At 67.9% G+C, this 15,114-nt stretch carries 14 protein-coding genes, 1 tRNA gene and 1 pseudogene; 8 read left to right on the top strand and 8 right to left on the bottom strand.

Going from position 1 to position 15,114, the window contains the following annotated elements; all coding sequences use genetic code 11:
• Positions 1–258: 258 nt before the first annotated feature.
• Together E0500_RS29815 and E0500_RS29820 are read right to left on the bottom strand one after the other, a co-directional pair.
• Entirely contained in the window at positions 259–429 is a 171-nt protein-coding gene (locus E0500_RS29815) for a hypothetical protein (protein WP_258573008.1), read from the bottom strand.
• 757 nt (positions 430–1,186) lie between these two features.
• Positions 1,187–1,756, bottom strand: a complete 570-nt coding sequence (locus E0500_RS29820) for a hypothetical protein (protein WP_309505186.1) — start codon at positions 1,754–1,756, stop codon at positions 1,187–1,189.
• A 313-nt stretch (positions 1,757–2,069) separates the two neighbouring features.
• Between E0500_RS29820 and E0500_RS29825 the strand changes: the two genes are divergently transcribed.
• Positions 2,070–2,345 carry a hypothetical protein gene (locus E0500_RS29825; RefSeq protein ID WP_131564060.1) on the top strand — a complete coding sequence of 92 codons (276 nt, stop codon included), beginning with the start codon at positions 2,070–2,072 and terminating at the stop codon, positions 2,343–2,345.
• Between the two features lie 141 nt (positions 2,346–2,486).
• On the opposite strand, the gene E0500_RS29830 is transcribed toward E0500_RS29825, so the two are convergent.
• Positions 2,487–2,571 (bottom strand) — tRNA-OTHER (locus E0500_RS29830).
• 348 nt (positions 2,572–2,919) lie between these two features.
• Positions 2,920–3,810 carry a LysR family transcriptional regulator gene (locus E0500_RS29835; protein WP_258573011.1) on the bottom strand — a complete coding sequence of 297 codons (891 nt, stop codon included), beginning with the start codon at positions 3,808–3,810 and terminating at the stop codon, positions 2,920–2,922.
• A gap of 104 nt (positions 3,811–3,914) precedes the next feature.
• Between E0500_RS29835 and E0500_RS29840 the strand changes: the two genes are divergently transcribed.
• From E0500_RS29840 to E0500_RS29865, 6 genes are all read left to right on the top strand, one after another.
• Positions 3,915–4,901, top strand: coding sequence for a hydroxyacid dehydrogenase (locus E0500_RS29840; RefSeq protein ID WP_131564058.1), 987 nt, complete (start codon positions 3,915–3,917; stop codon positions 4,899–4,901).
• Positions 4,902–5,071: 170 nt separating this feature from the next.
• Positions 5,072–6,202: a mandelate racemase/muconate lactonizing enzyme family protein gene (locus tag E0500_RS29845; protein WP_131564057.1), complete on the top strand. Its 1,131-nt coding sequence runs from the start codon at positions 5,072–5,074 to the stop codon at positions 6,200–6,202.
• A 65-nt stretch (positions 6,203–6,267) separates the two neighbouring features.
• On the top strand, positions 6,268–7,587 hold the full coding sequence (locus E0500_RS29850) for a sugar ABC transporter substrate-binding protein (protein ID WP_131564056.1): 1,320 nt from the start codon (positions 6,268–6,270) through the stop codon (positions 7,585–7,587).
• 8 nt (positions 7,588–7,595) lie between these two features.
• Positions 7,596–8,537 (top strand): carbohydrate ABC transporter permease, encoded by a 942-nt coding sequence (locus E0500_RS29855; protein WP_258573013.1) that lies wholly within the window; start codon positions 7,596–7,598, stop codon positions 8,535–8,537.
• The gene (locus E0500_RS29860) at positions 8,527–9,387 is read left to right on the top strand and encodes a carbohydrate ABC transporter permease (RefSeq protein ID WP_131564054.1); all 861 of its coding nucleotides are present in this window, start codon (positions 8,527–8,529) and stop codon (positions 9,385–9,387) included. The genes E0500_RS29855 and E0500_RS29860 overlap by 11 nt, the downstream gene beginning before the upstream one ends.
• 3 nt (positions 9,388–9,390) lie before the next feature.
• Positions 9,391–10,179 carry a sugar phosphate isomerase/epimerase gene (locus E0500_RS29865; protein WP_131564053.1) on the top strand — a complete coding sequence of 263 codons (789 nt, stop codon included), beginning with the start codon at positions 9,391–9,393 and terminating at the stop codon, positions 10,177–10,179.
• 544 nt (positions 10,180–10,723) lie between these two features.
• Here E0500_RS29865 and E0500_RS29870 read toward each other — a convergent pair.
• Positions 10,724–11,632 carry a S1 family peptidase gene (locus E0500_RS29870; RefSeq protein WP_181587191.1) on the bottom strand — a complete coding sequence of 303 codons (909 nt, stop codon included), beginning with the start codon at positions 11,630–11,632 and terminating at the stop codon, positions 10,724–10,726.
• 671 nt (positions 11,633–12,303) lie between these two features.
• On the opposite strand from E0500_RS29870, the gene E0500_RS29875 reads away from it, so the two are divergent.
• The gene (locus E0500_RS29875) at positions 12,304–12,840 is read left to right on the top strand and encodes a hypothetical protein (RefSeq protein WP_131564052.1); all 537 of its coding nucleotides are present in this window, start codon (positions 12,304–12,306) and stop codon (positions 12,838–12,840) included.
• A 320-nt stretch (positions 12,841–13,160) separates the two neighbouring features.
• On the opposite strand, the gene E0500_RS29880 is transcribed toward E0500_RS29875, so the two are convergent.
• The 3 genes and pseudogenes from E0500_RS29880 to E0500_RS29890 all read right to left on the bottom strand — a co-directional run.
• Entirely contained in the window at positions 13,161–13,334 is a 174-nt protein-coding gene (locus E0500_RS29880; RefSeq protein ID WP_165935017.1) for a hypothetical protein, read from the bottom strand.
• 85 nt (positions 13,335–13,419) lie between these two features.
• Positions 13,420–14,013 (bottom strand): hypothetical protein, encoded by a 594-nt coding sequence (locus E0500_RS29885; RefSeq protein ID WP_131564051.1) that lies wholly within the window; start codon positions 14,011–14,013, stop codon positions 13,420–13,422.
• Positions 14,014–14,800: 787 nt separating this feature from the next.
• Positions 14,801–15,070 (bottom strand): annotated as a pseudogene (locus E0500_RS29890) (BRCT domain-containing protein); the annotation flags it as partial.
• Between the last annotated feature and the right edge of the window lie 44 nt (positions 15,071–15,114).

Genomic DNA, 15,114 nt, shown 5'->3' on the forward strand with positions numbered 1-15,114 from the left:
GGGCCTCCAGGCGATGGAGTGCCGCGACGACCTGCTGCAGACGGCGGCCGCCCCAGACGGAGCCGAGCAGGTCCTGCGCCGCTTCACCCGTACACCCGTGGCGGCCCCAAGCACCCCAGAGCTTGTGCACTCTCGCAGGAGTACCGCGGGTGACGGTCTACCGCACCTACCCACATCTCAAGGCCGAGTTCGACCGTCAGCGCCAAGCCGCCCTGGAAGCTGGACAGCAGCCCGACCCATTTCCGTTCGGATACTCGGTCACAGGCGGCAGTCCTTGTCGGCGACGGACCCGAGACCGGCAAGGACGGCGCCGTTGAAGGCGAGCAATAAGGACGCCTCACCGCCCGTGCGTTCGATCTCGCCGGCGACCGTGGCGCAGGCAGTGTCCAGGTTCTTGTCGATCACGGAGGGCGCCGTGAAAGTCGTCATGGGCAGGTTCTCCTTCCGGATTCTCGTCGGTCAAGCGGCCGGCCCGTGTACGGCCGGCACCGGGGTCATGACCGTGTCAGCGCTGGGCTCGAAGCCCATTTCGCAGGCGTCGCATCGGCCCTGGGTGCGCATCGGTAATGGCGCAGCACATTTGTTCCATGCGTGTGGTATTCCTGTTGGACTCGGCGCATGCGCAGGCAAGAGAGGCGTGTGAGCGCTGGTTTGAGCGGCGTCCACAGGCTGCAGCCGACACGAGATGCGCACGAGCTGCGGCAGTACCGAACCTGCTTCACGGGCCCGTGTCAGCGGTGGCAGGCAGAGTGTGCTGCATGACTTCGGTAACCGCACATGACTACGCCTGGATACGTTCGTCTTCGTGGTTGCGCTGCGCGCTCGACACCGGACACACCCTGACCCTAGCGGGGGATCACGCCGGTGGACGTGCAGCGGGTGATTGCGGCGGAGCCGCAGGGCACGTGTACAGGGGTGGACGCGTTGATCGAGCCGCCGCGCACGACATTCACCTGATTGACCAGCCCAACTGAGGCGTTGGGCCACGTGGGGCGAGCCCCTCCTGTCAGCTCTCGCCGTATGAAACGCCGCTAGGTTCAGCGCAGCGGACGCGTTTGATGCGTAACGAGGCTCGGAAGCTGTCGGCGTGTACGACGCGGCTGTGGACCAACTGCTGATGTATGTCGAGGGCAACTCGCCCTTGCTCGGGGGGCGTCGCCGGTTCCTGGGCCGTGCACCCGGCAGCTCAGGACAGGAAGCGGCCGTAGGGGCCGTTCCGTATCCCGTCCTTCTGCTGCTGGTTGAAGTGGCAGTTCGGATAGTCGTAGAACGAGGCGGACATCGGTGTGCCGTCGGTGCGCGAGGAGTCGGGCAGACCGAAGGCATGGCCCAACTCGTGCACCATGCCGCCGTACCACCGGTTCATTGCGCCGTTGGTCCCGGCGGCACCGTCGGCGTCATGGCCGCTGAGGATGACCCAGCCGGCACCTCCACCGCCGCCGGAGACACCCGCCTTCTCTGCGCTGATTTCGCCGACGCACAGCCAGCGCGAGTCCGGGGATCTGAGACCGTACCTTGCCATCAGCTCCTGCTGCATGTTGAAGACCACCCACCAGTACTCTTCGCTGCCGTTCGGCGTGTTCTCGTACCAGGAGCGCGGGTGGTTGCCCTGGACCACCTCCACCGCCGGGTTGTTCAGTTTGAACGTCACGCCGAGTTCCTGGCGGTAGAAGCGCTGTGACTCCTGCATCACCCCGGTGATGCCGTTGGGGTACCGCGAGTCGTTCGCCACATCCGAGGGCTTGAGCCAGAACACTCGAACCGTCCCGGCCGGCGGGTCGGCGGCCCTCCGCTCTGCCGATCCCGTCGCCGCCTGGGCGGTGCCGGTGAGCGCCCCGGAACCGAGCGCTGAGATCCCCCCTGCCGCCGCAGCCAATACTGCGCGCCGGGTGAGCGTGCATCTTTCCACCGGGCATCCTCCCCATCGAGGCGCGGACATGACAAATTATCTTTCGAACAGTGTGCGATATGTCGACCGTCGGGCACAGGTGACATCAAGCCGTAGTCGCGGGCGTCCAAGCGGTTCGTTTGCTGAGGGTGGGCAGGATCAGGCGCAGGTGCGTGAGGTCGTGGAGCGTACCGAGGCTGTCGTACGCACCGTCGTCCGGCGGGGATCGGTGCAGATCTGGCGGGTGCCCGGCCCGTCGAAGCGGCTGAGCGGGCAGCCCTGCACCCTGCCCGAGGACGCGCTCGAAGGAGTTGACGACTACTCGTGCCTGCTCCCGGGTGTGGACGGACAGGCGGTGCCCTTGGGGAAGTACTGCCGCAGCAGGCCGTTGACGCTTCTATGTGGCGGGCGGTCCTCGAAAGCGGCGATCTTGTCGATGCTGGACCCCCTCGGCTGAGCGGAAGTACCGAGCGCGGTCGGTGCAGTAGTACTCGAACGGTGCTGGTCGCCCAACTCGCTGGCCTGCTCAGCCGCGTCCGGGAAGACGGGGAAGTTCCTGCGTGGTCGCGTCCCGCGAAGTGGTGTAGTTGGCCAAGGGTGGCCATCGCCCGGATTCGAACCGGGGTTTCCGCATCGGGGCGAACCCGAGTGCCGTGTCCTGGGCCGCTAGACGACGCATGGCCAGGCGGAGCCCATCCACTCGGGCACCGCCCCATGCCCGCGTGCCCACGTCAGACGCCGCCGCAGAGCAGAGCGTCGGCCTGATGCGGTACGACATCGAACGTGAAGAACGGAGCAAGGAGATCGAACGAAGCCTGGCCGGGCCTCCGGCCGCCAGGTACTGCGCCTCGGCCCTGTACATGCCGGTGAGGACGCCGGCCGAGCCGGTCGTCAATGGATTGGTCATGCCGTCGGCACGGTCGGCCAGCTGGCGGCACGCCGGCGGCAATCAGACATCCCTCTCTCACGCGGCTCTTCCAGGTAGGTCTAGGCACTGGTCAGCGTGTCAGGTGGGGTGAGGCGGTGGGGCTTCACCCGTGGAGTCGTGGCTCACGCGTGAGAGCGGCCGCGAGCCGGTGGAGGGTGGGGTTGGGGTTGTCCGGGCTCCAGCAGGCGTGGAGTGTCACGGAGTGGGCGTCGGCGGGAGCGAGTTCGCGGTAGCGGACACCGTGGACGCCCATGGTCATGATGGAGCGTGGTATCAGTGCGCATCCGAGTCCGGCTCGTACCAGGGCCAGCATGGTCGGTACCTGTGAGGTCAGCTGGCTGACGGCGTAGCGGTCCACGCCGATCAGGGCGGCGCAGATGTCGTGTAGATAGCGGGAGCCTTCGGGGCTGTAGCCGATGTAGCCGTCGGCGATGTCCGCGAGGCCGACGGGAGTGTCGCCGTGGGCCAGTGAGTGTCCGGCGGGAACGGCGAGTACCAGGTCTTCCGAGTGTACGAGGACCGACTGGTACTGCTCGGGGATCGGCGGCCGGACAAGGCCCATGTCGATGTCCAGATCGGCCAGCGCCGCGAACTGGTCCGGACTGACGAGTTCTGTCAGTTCCACGCAGACATCGGGGATGTGGCGGTTCACCAGGTCCAGGATGTCCGCGAGTATCGCGTAGGCCCCGATCGCGGTGAACGCCAGCCGCAGGGTTCCCGTCCGGCCTTCGGCAGCGTGGCGGGCGGCGGCCGGCGCGGCGTCGAGCAGGGCCAGGATCCGGCGACAGTGGTCGAGGAGCGCCTGGCCCGCCGCGGTGATCCGGGTGCCCCGGCCGGTCCGTTCGAACAGCACAACGTCCAAACTCCGTTCCAGCGCCTGGATCTGACGGGTCAGTGGGGGCTGGGTCATGTTGAGCCGTGCCGCGGCGCGGCCGAAGTGCTGTTCCTCCGCCACCGCGACGAAGCTGCGCAGCTGTTGCAGGGAAAGGTTCATGCCGTCAAGGTATCGCGCAATGCAAACTTGGGCTTGGACGGGCATAGCCGCAGGTCCTACGGTCATGACAGTCATCGCTGGAAGACCCGGCCGGAGGAGTGAAGGTGCCCAGACTCGCCGTCGTCATGACCCCCGAGCGTGCCGCCGATGTATGCGGCCCCGATGCACGGCGTCTGATCGAGGAACGTTTCGAGGTGACCTGGGCCGACGGCCGGCTCGACGACCGGGAAGTGGCCCGCTTGGCCGCCGACTGTGATGTGCTGCTGACCAGTTGGGGCACCCCGCATCTGGACGCGTCGATGTGGGCCGGCGGTGGCGGTCCCAAGGTGGTCGCCCACGCGGCCGGCACGGTGAAGAAGCTCATCGGTCGCGAGGTGCTCGACCAGGGCGTGACCGTGTTCTCCGCCGCGGGCCGGATCGCCTGGTCGGTGGGGGAGTACTGCCTGGCCGCGATGCTCACCCTCGCCCGCCGTCTGCCGCGGTTCGATGCCGCGGTGCGCGGTGGGGGATGGAAGCAGAAGGACTTCAGGGGCGGTGAACTCGCCGGCAGCCCGGTGGGTGTCGTGGGCGCCAGCTCCACCGCACGCGCCCTGATCAGCCTGCTGAAGCCGTTCGGGTGCGATGTGGCGGTGTACGACCCGTACCTGGACGAGGCGGGGGCAGCCGAGCTCGGCGTCCGCACCGCCTCGCTGGAGGAGACGCTCGGCTGCGCGTTCGTCTCCCTTCACGTACCCGATCTGCCGGCGACCCGGGGAATGGTGACCCGCAAGCTCATCGAGGCGATGCCCGACGGCACGATCGTGGTCAACTCCTCGCGCGGCCCCGCCGTCGACCAGACGGCGCTTCTCGACCACGTCCAGTCCGGCCGGCTCCTCGCCGCGCTGGACGTGTACGACCCCGAACCCCCGAGCTTCGGTGAATCCGTTCTGAGCTGCCCGAACCTGCTGCTCACCCCGCACATCGCCGGGGACACCACACAGGGGCATCTCGCGCTGGCCGGGTATGTGCTGGCCGATGCCGTGGGCTGGCTGGACAAGGGCATCCGCGGCCCGAGCTTCGTCGATCCCGCCGCATGGCCGACCGCCGCATAACGCGTACGCCGCATCACGCGTGTGCTGTACGAGCGTGTGCCGTACGAGCATGTGCCCCTGGCAGTTTGCAGCGTACGAAAGCCCACCGTCCCGAAGGGCGGGCGGGACGCCCCCGACAACGTCTGGGCCCAGCCCCCTTCAGGTCTCCCGTGAAAGGACCCACCCCTCCCATGTCGCGTATCACGGCGGTGGACGTGTTCCCCGTGGCCGTACCGTTCGCCCGGCGATTCGTCCTGGGCAGCGGCACCGTCGGCACCCCGGACCAGGCGGGTTCGGTGATCTTCGTCAGGCTGGCCACGGAGGACGGGGTCGTCGGCTGGGGCGAGCAGCGGGCCCTGCCGAGCTGGAGCTATGAGACGGCCGAGACGATCGCCGTGGTCATCAAGCGGCACCTCGCGCCCATTCTCCTCGAACTCACCCCCTTCGACGTGGAGTTGTTTCACACGCGAGCGAACCGCCGGCTGAGTCCCGCGGTGTCCAACGGCTTTCCGTTCGCCCGGGCCGCGGTCGACATCGCGATGCACGACGCGGCGGGCAGACTGGCCGGGCTGCCGATCCACGCGCTGCTGGGCGGCAAAGTACGGGACACCATTCCCCTCTGCTCGGCCATCGGCGTGGGGGAGCCGTCGGCGGTCCGCGAGCATGCGCGGCAGTCCGGCCACTACTCGGCGTACAAGGTGAAGATCGGCGGGGACGCCGACGCCGACGTCGCGGCTGTCATGGCGGTCGCCGACGTCGCCGCGGGCAAGCCCATCTGGCTGGACGCCAACCAGTCCTACCGGCCGAGCGCGTTCAAGCAACTGCTGCGCGCGCTGCACGACGTGCCGGGAATCCACTGCGTGGAACAGCCCGTGCCGAGCACCGACACCCTCGGCCTGCAACGGCTGCGGAACATGATCGACCTCCCGGTCGCCATCGACGAGGGCAGCTTCACCGCTCAGGACCTGGCCCGCGCCATCCGCCTGGAGGCCGCCGACCTGGTGGTCGTCAAGCTCTGCAAATCCGGCGGCATCCGCGGTGCCCTGAAGACAGCCCAAGTCGCCCTGGCCGGCGGCCTGGAGGTGCTCGCCAGCGGTCTGACGGACTGCGGCATCGGCTTCGCTGCGGCTCTGCACCTCTTCAGCCAGCTGGAACTGGCTCTTCCGGCCGAGCTGAACGGCCCCGAGCTACTGACCGGCCTGTATGCCGACGGGCTGGACATCGTCTCGGCCGTCGCGACCGTCCCCACCGCTCCCGGCCTCGGTATCGAGGTCGACGAGGAGCGCATCCGAGCCGAGTCGGCGGACCTGGCCTTCGTCTGACTCCGCACGCCCTCACCAGAGTACGTGCTCACCACGGCACCTTTGTGAACAGCGAGGAGACGACGATGTCTTCCAGCTTGTCCCGCCGCACCCTGCTCAAGACGGCAGCCGGAGGGCTGGCGGCCGCGGGCCTGAGCGGCTGCTCATCCGGACCACCGCCGGGCACCGGCACCTGGTCCATGTGGTCCAGCAGCCCGGAGGAAGGCAAGGTCTGGGCCGACTTCGGCAGGTACGTCGAGCGGCGGATGAACGTCAAGTCGGTCTCGACGCTCACCCCGTCGGACGGCTACCCCACCAAGCTCGACCTCCAACTGGTCAGCGGAACAGCCAGCCTGGTCACCGGCATGAACGGCTGGCTGCTGCCGACCTACGCCTCCCGCGGCGCACACCGCCCGCTGGACGACCTGATCGCCCAGGACCCGGACTTCGACCTCGACGACTTCTACCCCGCGATCCGGTCGATCTCGTCATTCGCCGGCAAGACCTACGGCATCGGCTTCGATGTGGCGCCGGTCGTGCTCTACTACAACAAGACGCTGCTCGAAAGGCACGGCATCGACCCGCCGTCCGCCACCGAGCCCATGACCTGGCAGACCTTCCGGGACCTGGCGATCGAGCTGAGCGGGCCCAAGGACGGTTACGGGTTCACCTGCGCGCCGTCCATCGACGACCTCGTGTCGTGGATCTACTCCGCCGGCGGCAACGTCATCAACGACAAGGGCGACGCCAGCGCCATGGACGCCCCCGAGGCCCGGCACGCCATCGACTTCGTCATCGATCTGTTCGTCAAGGACCGTGTGACCCCACCGATCAACAACCTGGTCAGCGCGAACGCCAGCGGCATGGCCCTGGCCAACTTTCTCCAAGGCGATGTCGCGTTCATGCAAAACGGTCCCTGGCAGGTGCTCAACGTCCGCAAGGCGCCCTTCGAATGGGACATCGTCCCCTTCCCTGCGGGGCCCGCGGGCAGCAAGCCGCGCGTGTCCGGCTCCTGCTTCGCCATCCCCTCCGGCGTCAACGGCTCCGACCTGGATCTGGCCTGGCGGCTGCTGAAGACCCTGACCAGCACCGGCGCGCTCGACATCTACGCGACAGCCGGGCGCAACAACCCGGCCAGGCTCTCGTCGGGCAGCGCCTTCAAGCCACCGCCCGCCAACCTCGGCCTTGTCCAGAAGATTCTCAAGGGCCAGGCCGGCGGCGGCCACCCCTTCGACGTCACTACCAACTGGAACCGGGTGCGACAGCTGCTGAGTCAGGACCTGCCGCGGGCCTTCCTCGGCGATCTGACGGCCACCGAAGCCATCGACAGCTTCACCCCGCGACTGAACGTCCTGATGCGTCAGCACCGGGACGCCGTCCGACAGGCCGACCGGCGCAGTGAGTGAGGATGACCATGGCCCTCCAGACCCGCACCGCCACGCCCGGGACCCCGGCCCGGCACCTCGGCGGCCCGCGCCCTCGGTGGCGCCGCTCGGAGACGTTCGCCGCCTGGCTGTTCCTGGTGCCCAGTCTGATCGGGTTCCTCGTCTTCACCGCCGGCCCGGTCATCGCCGCGGGTGTGATCTCGCTGCTCGACTGGAACCTCTTCAGCCCGCCCGGCTTCGCCGGGCCGGACAACTTCACCCGGCTGGGACCGGACCCCACGTTCTGGACGGCATTCGGCAACACCCTCTACTTCACCTTCGTCAGCGTCCCGCTGACCCTGTTGGTCAGCCTGGCGCTCGCCCTGCTGCTGAACCAGGGGCTCCGGCGCATCGCGGTCTTCCGGTCGCTGCTCCTACTGCCCTACGCCACCATCACCGTCGCCGTGGCCTTCGTCTGGATCTGGCTCTACATCCCCACCGACGGGCTGGTCAACGCCGTGCTCGGCGTCTTCGGTATCGACGGTCCGGCGTGGCTGATCTCGGATGACTGGGCGATGCCCGCTCTGATCGTGATGAGCGTCTGGAAGAGCTTCGGCTTCGGCATGGTGATCTTCCTCGCCGGACTGCAGGCCATCCCGCAGCAGCTCTACGAGGCCGCCAGGGTCGACGGCGCCACACCGTGGAGGACCTTCCTCAGCGTGACACTGCCACTGCTCTCCCCGTCGGTGTTCTTCGTCGTCGTCACCTCGATCATCCACTCGTTCCAGGTCTTCGACCAGGCACTGGTGATGACGGACGGCGGACCGGGTGCACGCACCACCACCCTCGTCATGTACATCTACCAAACCGGATTCCAGAACTACGAGCAGGGCTACGCGGCCGCGCAGTCGATCGTGCTGTTCGCCTTCATCGCAGTGATCACCGCGATGCAGTTCCTCCTCCAGCGGAGGCTGGTCCACTATGACGTCTGACATCCCCGCCCCCGCGCCATGGCACAGTTCGCCCGTCGCGCGACGGAAACTGCTGGTGTTCAGCTGCTTCCTGGCCACGGCCCTCACCCTGACCCCGATCGTGATGATGGTGCTGGTCGCCTTCCAGTCCGACACCGAATCGATGGCGGCCAGGCCCTCCTTCTGGCCGAGCAGCTGGCACACGGAGAACATCGGCCGCGCCTTCGACCTGGTCCCGCTCGGCCGCTATCTGCTGAACACCATCATCTTCGCCGGCGGCACCACGATCCTGGAGACGATCACCGCGGCGCTGGCCGCGTACGCTTTCGCCCGGCTCAACTTCCGCGGCCGCAACGTGCTGTTCGGCGTATATCTGGCCACCTTGATGATCCCGACGCAGGTCACCCTGGTCCCGCAGTTCATCCTGGTCGCCAAACTGCACGGCGTCGACACCTGGGCGGGGATGATCCTGCCGCACGCGTTCACCGCGCTCGGGGTCTTCCTGCTCCGGCAGTTCTTCCTCGGCATCCCCCGGGACTACGAGGAGGCGGCCCGCCTCGACGGGGCGAACCGCTGGCAGACCTTCATCCGGGTGATCATCCCGCTGGCCGTGCCGGCCATCGCCACCCTGGCCGTGTTCAAGTTCATCAGCCAGTGGAACAACCTGCTCTGGCCGCTGGTGATCTCCAACAGCGACGCCACCAGGACCGCCTCCGTCGGTCTGCAGGTGTTTCAGTCCACCAACGGAACCCAGTGGAACCTGCTGCTGATGGCCGCCACCATCACCACCATCCCGCTGATCCTGCTCTTCTTCCTCACCCAGCGATGGTTCGTCAAAGGCATCACCATGAGCGGACTCGGAGGCCGCTGACCCATGACATACCTGTGGTCCGTCTTCACCAAGCCCTGGTCCGCCCTGCCCGGCGACGAACTGGGCAAGCTGGTTTCCGGACTCGGCTTCACCGGTGCCGAGGTCCCCGTACGGGACACCGCCCACGTCACCCCCGCCGAGGCCGAGCGGCTGCTGCCCACCTTCGCCGCACAGCTGAGAGCCGAGGGCGTCGAGGCCATCAGCGTCGCAAGCGGCCTGGCCGAGCCCGTCTTCGCCGCCTGCCACGCTGCGGGCGTACCGATGATCCGCGTCATGGCCGAACTCGGCCCCGACGGCTACACCGCCTCTGTCCGCCGCTTCCGGCAACGCCTGGAGGCCGCCGCACCCCTGGTGGAACGGTACGGCGTGCAGGTGGGCGTGCAGCCGCACCACGGACGCTTCGTCTCCTCCGCGCTGGGCGTGATGGACCTCCTCGACGGACTGCCGCTGGAGGGTTTCCGGGTGGTGTGGGACGCCGCCCACGACGCGCTCGCGGGCGACGACCCGTCGGTGACGCTGCCGCTGGTCGCAGACCGGCTCGGCATCGTCAACCTCAAGAACGTCGTCCATGTGCCCGTCCAGCCCGCCGGGGAGTCGGTCGGCGGACACTGGAAGCCGTGGTTCGTTCCCGGCGCCGAGGGCCTTTCGAACTGGTCGGCCGTCCTCGGCCGACTGGCCGATCTGGGCTGGACCGGACCCGTCTGCCTGACCGGCCAGTACTCCGACTTGAGTGTCCCGGTCGAAGAGCGACTGGCGACAGACCTGGCAGCGGCACGCGCGGCGAGCACCTGACGCGCCGGAGCCGGGGGAGCGGGAAGGATGAGGCTGATCCTTTGGAGTGGACACCCTGACAATGGATCTTGCAGGTCCAGGAAGGGATGTCCAGGTGGGACGCCACCCGCCGCCAACCGGTCGGCGGGGCGCACGGTCGTCCACGCGCTGCGGATCCTCGCGCCCAGCTCTGTGCCCGTCCCCGAGCAGGACGACGTCGCCCCGACGCCCCCCCCGCGCCCACCGGACTGGTGTGCGCCCGGGAGACCGCGTGGGACGGCTACCGCCACACACACTTTCGATCAGTCGTCAGAGGGTCAGCGTTCGGCCGCCGTCGAGAATATGCGGAGGCTGCCGAGCGGCAGACTCATGCGATCGCCCGGGACCATCCCCGCTCGCGCGGGGAGCACATTTCTTCACCTGCGAGTTTGCGCCATGAAGGCGCCGTTCGCAGGCACTTTCACTGAATCGGTCATACCACCCAACGAGCAGTCGAACAGTCCCTGGAGGCGGACGGGTTGAGGCCTGAGGGACCATGCCTGCAGGTGCGGGGATTGGAAAGAGCTCAGTAGATGCTGACGCCGTAGGTGCTCAGAACCTCTGTGACCGGCTGGAAGAACGACGTACCGCCAGTGGCGCAGCTGCCGGTTCCACCCGAGAGGATGCCGATGGCCTTGTCGCCAGAGTAGAGCGCGCCGCCGCTGTCGCCGGGTTGGGTGCAGATATTGGTGGAGATCAGGCCGTAGACGATATCGCCGCCACCGTAGTTGATCGTGGCGTTGAGGCCGGTGACAACACCGCTGACGACGCCGGAGACGGCGCCGCGGAAGGTGACGGACATCCCGACGGTGGCGTTGGCCACGCCGGTGATGTCGACGGTGCCGACGGTGCCGGATACGGGGACCGAGGGGTTGGCGTACCGCACGATGCCGTAGTCGTTGCCCGGGAAACTGGACCCCACCGTGGGTCCGATCTGTGTCGAGTACGTGGCGTCCGTGTACCAGGTCGGGTGACCACTGGTGCAGTGCCCTGCGGTCAGGAAGTAGTACGTACCGCCGCTGACGACATTGAAACCGGCCGAACAGCGCCCTCCTGGGGAGTAGATGCCGTCGCCTCCTGAGAGCTGCGGGGAAAGTCTGCCTGCGGTGCGCTCGATGCGCAGCGCACCGGCGTGGGGGCCCGCGGCTCGCTTGACAGCGGCGATCTGGGCGTCGGAGACGGTGCTGTCCGCGGTGACGACCACGGCGTCGGCCGCGGTGTCGACATACCAGCCTGTGCCCGCCACGTCGGCGTCCAGCAGCACGTCACCCACGGCGGCGAGTTGACTCGCGCCGAACTCACCCGCGGTATCGGCGGTCGCGGCGGGGACGGCGAGCGCCACGGCGGCGACGAGGCCCATGGCGACGGCGAGCAGACGCTGACGTGACGCGCGCCTGCCCGCGCTGCCACGAACTTGGGTCCGCTTGATCCTCACTTGTCGTTCCTCCCGAGGGAATCGGGGGCCCGCTGTGGGAGCCCGGGGCCCGACCAGTGCTGCTCGGGAGTATCGGCGGCATCAACCCGCCGCGCAAGAACGCCTCTTGACCGAGAAACGGCCGAGAACCTGCCCAGAAGTCAGTTCGCTCCGAGGATGGGCTCGCCTGCCGGTACGGCGATCGGGAGCGTGTATGCCCGGCGACAGGAACGGGCGGATTCGGGCTCGGTGAGCCGGGCGGGCTTGAGGGGACCCATCCCCGCTTACGCGGGGAGCACGCTCGTTCACCTGCGAGTGTGCGCCTTGCTGGCGACGACTGCAGGTACTTTCATGGAATCGGGCATATTGCCCGAGTGACAGTCGAACAGTCCCTGGAGACGGACGGGTTGAGGTATCCCCGCAGGCGCGGCGAGCACGCCCTGACGCGTGCGTGTAGCTGTGCGGGCCAGGGGCCATCCCCGCTCGCGGGGGAGCAGGCCACGAGTTTCCTGCCGCCGTGTTGCCACAAGGGGCCATGGGCTGCCGGCGAAATTCGCTGACCCTGCGGTGACGACATGAATCTGTGTGCCCAAGTCCCGGGATACCCAGTGGGGTTTCCCGCCGAGCGAGGTTGGAGGAGAGGAGCGCAGTCCTGCGGAATGGCTGTCAGTCCTCGTCCATAAGATCGCGGCATGTCTGATGCCTTCACCGTCTTGTGGACCCATGACACGTGCCATGCCTTGCGTAAAGCCGGTCGCGTGGGCAAGCGGCCGCCGGTCGCCTTCAGCGGCGTCCATTCCTCCCTGCCCACCTGGTCGGGTGCCCGTGCTGGGGACGAGGTCTATGCGCTGCATGTCAATCGGTGCGTCGTGTTCGTGGTGAGCCGGATGCAGGTGATCGACATGGAGCGGCGTAACTGCTGCGGCGCTGCCCCCGCGACGTGGCAGGACCCGGCGTTTCCCGGGCACGGCGACTGGTCGATGCTCGGTGCCAGCGGCTGCGGAGCCGCAGCGGTGCACGTGGACGCGACGCCCGTACGTTTCGATATACCGGTACCCGGCGATCTTCTACCGAGGCTTACCTGGCGTAACCGCCGAGGCCAGACGCGCGGCTTGAAGTACGTGGTGGATGGCCGTCTTGAGCGCTCGGTCAGCCTCCAGGGGTTCTACCGTCTGACCTCCGAGTCGGCTGGCGAGTTGGCGGAGGTCGTTGGCAACGCCGTCCCTTGATCCCAACGGGAGAGGCTGCTAACTGGATCACCCCCACTCTGGCCATCCCTCCCGTGAGCGCCGACCGGTTCTCGTCACCCGGCATGCCTCAATTTGTCGGTTTCCCGCCATCCTGGGGGCGCGGGGAGCACCGGATGGCAGGTCCGGAAAACAGCCTCGGTTGGGGACCATCCCCGCAGGCGGGGAACACAGCCGCACCGCCTCGCGCGCCTGGCGCGGGTTGGGACCATCCCGTCAGGAGCAGGGATCACGCTTCTTCACCTGCGAGTTTGCGCCATGCAGGCGCCGTCCGCAGACACTTTCACTGAATCGCCAGACCCTCAGCTCAGCGGCGTCGACCTGGCCCGCGTCGCGCTGCGGTCCGCGAAGGAAACGGCGCGGAAGAACGGCGGCGGTGGCCGTCCGGCGAAGGCGAAGCCGCGCACGACGCGGGTGGTCCGGCGGGACAGGCGGCAGCCGATGTTGCTCGGTGCCGCGATGGGCGCACTCGTCACCGAGCAGGCATGGAAGCTCCCGGCCGCCGACGCTTCCCTGCTCGAGCTTCTCTGCACCAAAGACACGAGTCGACGACGCTCGGTTCTATGTCGTGGACGTGGCCGCAGGTCGATGAACATCCAGGACAACTGCCGTGCCTGCCACGGATCGGTCCTCATGCATGGTGATGACCTGGCCCGCCTGAAGGTGCCGCCACTGCGAGGGGTCAAGAGGAGCAAGTCGTACCGAGGCTTGTCCACCGGGCTCCAGAAAGGGAGTGAACTCCACCCAGAGTTGGGCGATGTTGAGGGCCGGTTCGCCGGTCGGGGTCCGGTTTCCGATGTTCCACATCGGTCGCAGAACCCCGGCACCGGAGATGGGCGTCTGCCGTCGCGCTTCGGCGGCCGGGAGGAGGGTGAGATCGGCTCGGATGATGCCGTTGCGAGTTTCGCAGCAGCGCCAATGGCACCAGGCCGCGCTCTTTTCCAACTGCATCTGCTCCGCCGCGCCAGCCAGGGTCTCCCAGAAGCTGAGCGGAAGCGGTTGGATGTCACCGAGTTCTTCCAACAGTCCGAGGGCCACTTCCCACTCGTCCCGAGTGAGGTACTCCCAGACGTCGTTCACCGTGATGTCGTTCTCGGTGGCGCTCTCCTCAGGGACCAGCAGGGAGGCGGCTTCCAGCAGCGTCGGGACGTCCATCCTCTGATTCTGGACCACGGTCTCCGGCCGCAGGCAGGAGATGCCCGGAGCCCGCGCGCGGTGGCAGACCGACGTCCTCCAGCTCTACCGCTACAAAGTGATGTGGCAGCGCCTCCGGAAGCGCATGGGTGCTCCTGCGGGGCATCCGCTTCACGAGGCGATCGGGGCCGCTGGGCCTGCGCTAGACTTGACCTTGCGCTGGTTGCCGCAACTCGCGGCGTCTGGTTGCGCGTTGGTGGTCCAAGGAAAGACGTCCCGCTTCCTGCGGGGAGATGCAGGTGCAAGGCCTGCCCGGCGCTCGAGTAAAGCCCTCTCCCACAGCTCGTGGGAGAGGGCTTCGCGTTGTCGCTGGCGGCACGGTGCGCCGTACGGCGTCCCTATGCCTCCCTGCCGGCCGGCGCCCGGGTGTGGCACGTTAGGTAGGTCTGGTCCGTTACTTTCCCCCGTAGTAACGGACCAGACCCAGCTTCAGCGCCCTACGACGAATGGCTTGACCTGCGGCTTTGCGGCGCACCGCAGGGTTCAAGGGGGCTGAGGGTGTGTGGCCGCGGGGAACATCAGTGATGTGCTGGCCGGGGTTCCGGCCGCCGCCTCGGCGGGGTCGCCGCAGTCGCGGCGATTCGCATGGACCTGCCGATGGCGGACAGCGCGGCTGCCGCCGCATCCCGTGCGTCAGACGGCGTCGTCAGCCACAGCCGCAACGTTCGAGCCTGGCGCAGGATCCTCCGACGCCTGCGCAGCGCCGCCAGGCCCTGGCCGCGGCACTTGCCAGGGCTCCGATGGGGGCTCAGACGAAGTCGGCGATGAGGGTGGCGAATTCGTCGGGGGTGGCCAGGCGGATGCCGAGGGTTTCGGCCTTGGCGCGTTTGGATCCGGCGCCTTCTCCGCCGACGACGAGGGTGGTCTTCTTGGAGACGCTGGAGGAGGAGCGGCCTCCGGCGCGTTCGATGAGTTCGTTCATCTGGATGCGGCTGAGCTTCTCCAGTGGGCCGGTCATCGCTCCGGTGACCACGACCGTCATTCCGGCCAGCGGCATCGCCGCTCCCTCTGTGGCCTCCGGACTGTCGTCGTCCGCGGTGTCGCCGGTCGTGGGGGGGAGGG

Source organism: Streptomyces sp. KM273126, assembly GCF_004337435.2.
Lineage (GTDB): Bacteria > Actinomycetota > Actinomycetes > Streptomycetales > Streptomycetaceae > Streptomyces > Streptomyces acidicola.

What these genes read in the sequence shown, in the direction of transcription:
- E0500_RS29845 (WP_131564057.1), top strand. Translation starts at nt 5,072, where the DNA reads ATGTCGCGTATCACGGCGGTGGACGTGTTCCCCGTGGCCGTACCGTTC.
- E0500_RS29860 (WP_131564054.1), top strand. Translation starts at nt 8,527, where the DNA reads ATGACGTCTGACATCCCCGCCCCCGCGCCATGGCACAGTTCGCCCGTC.
- E0500_RS29875 (WP_131564052.1), top strand. Translation starts at nt 12,304, where the DNA reads ATGTCTGATGCCTTCACCGTCTTGTGGACCCATGACACGTGCCATGCC.
- E0500_RS29850 (WP_131564056.1), top strand. Translation starts at nt 6,268, where the DNA reads ATGTCTTCCAGCTTGTCCCGCCGCACCCTGCTCAAGACGGCAGCCGGA.
- E0500_RS29865 (WP_131564053.1), top strand. Translation starts at nt 9,391, where the DNA reads ATGACATACCTGTGGTCCGTCTTCACCAAGCCCTGGTCCGCCCTGCCC.
- E0500_RS29855 (WP_258573013.1), top strand. Translation starts at nt 7,596, where the DNA reads ATGGCCCTCCAGACCCGCACCGCCACGCCCGGGACCCCGGCCCGGCAC.
- E0500_RS29835 (WP_258573011.1), bottom strand. Translation starts at nt 3,810, where the DNA reads ATGAACCTTTCCCTGCAACAGCTGCGCAGCTTCGTCGCGGTGGCGGAG.
- E0500_RS29815 (WP_258573008.1), bottom strand. Translation starts at nt 429, where the DNA reads ATGACGACTTTCACGGCGCCCTCCGTGATCGACAAGAACCTGGACACT.
- E0500_RS29885 (WP_131564051.1), bottom strand. Translation starts at nt 14,013, where the DNA reads ATGGACGTCCCGACGCTGCTGGAAGCCGCCTCCCTGCTGGTCCCTGAG.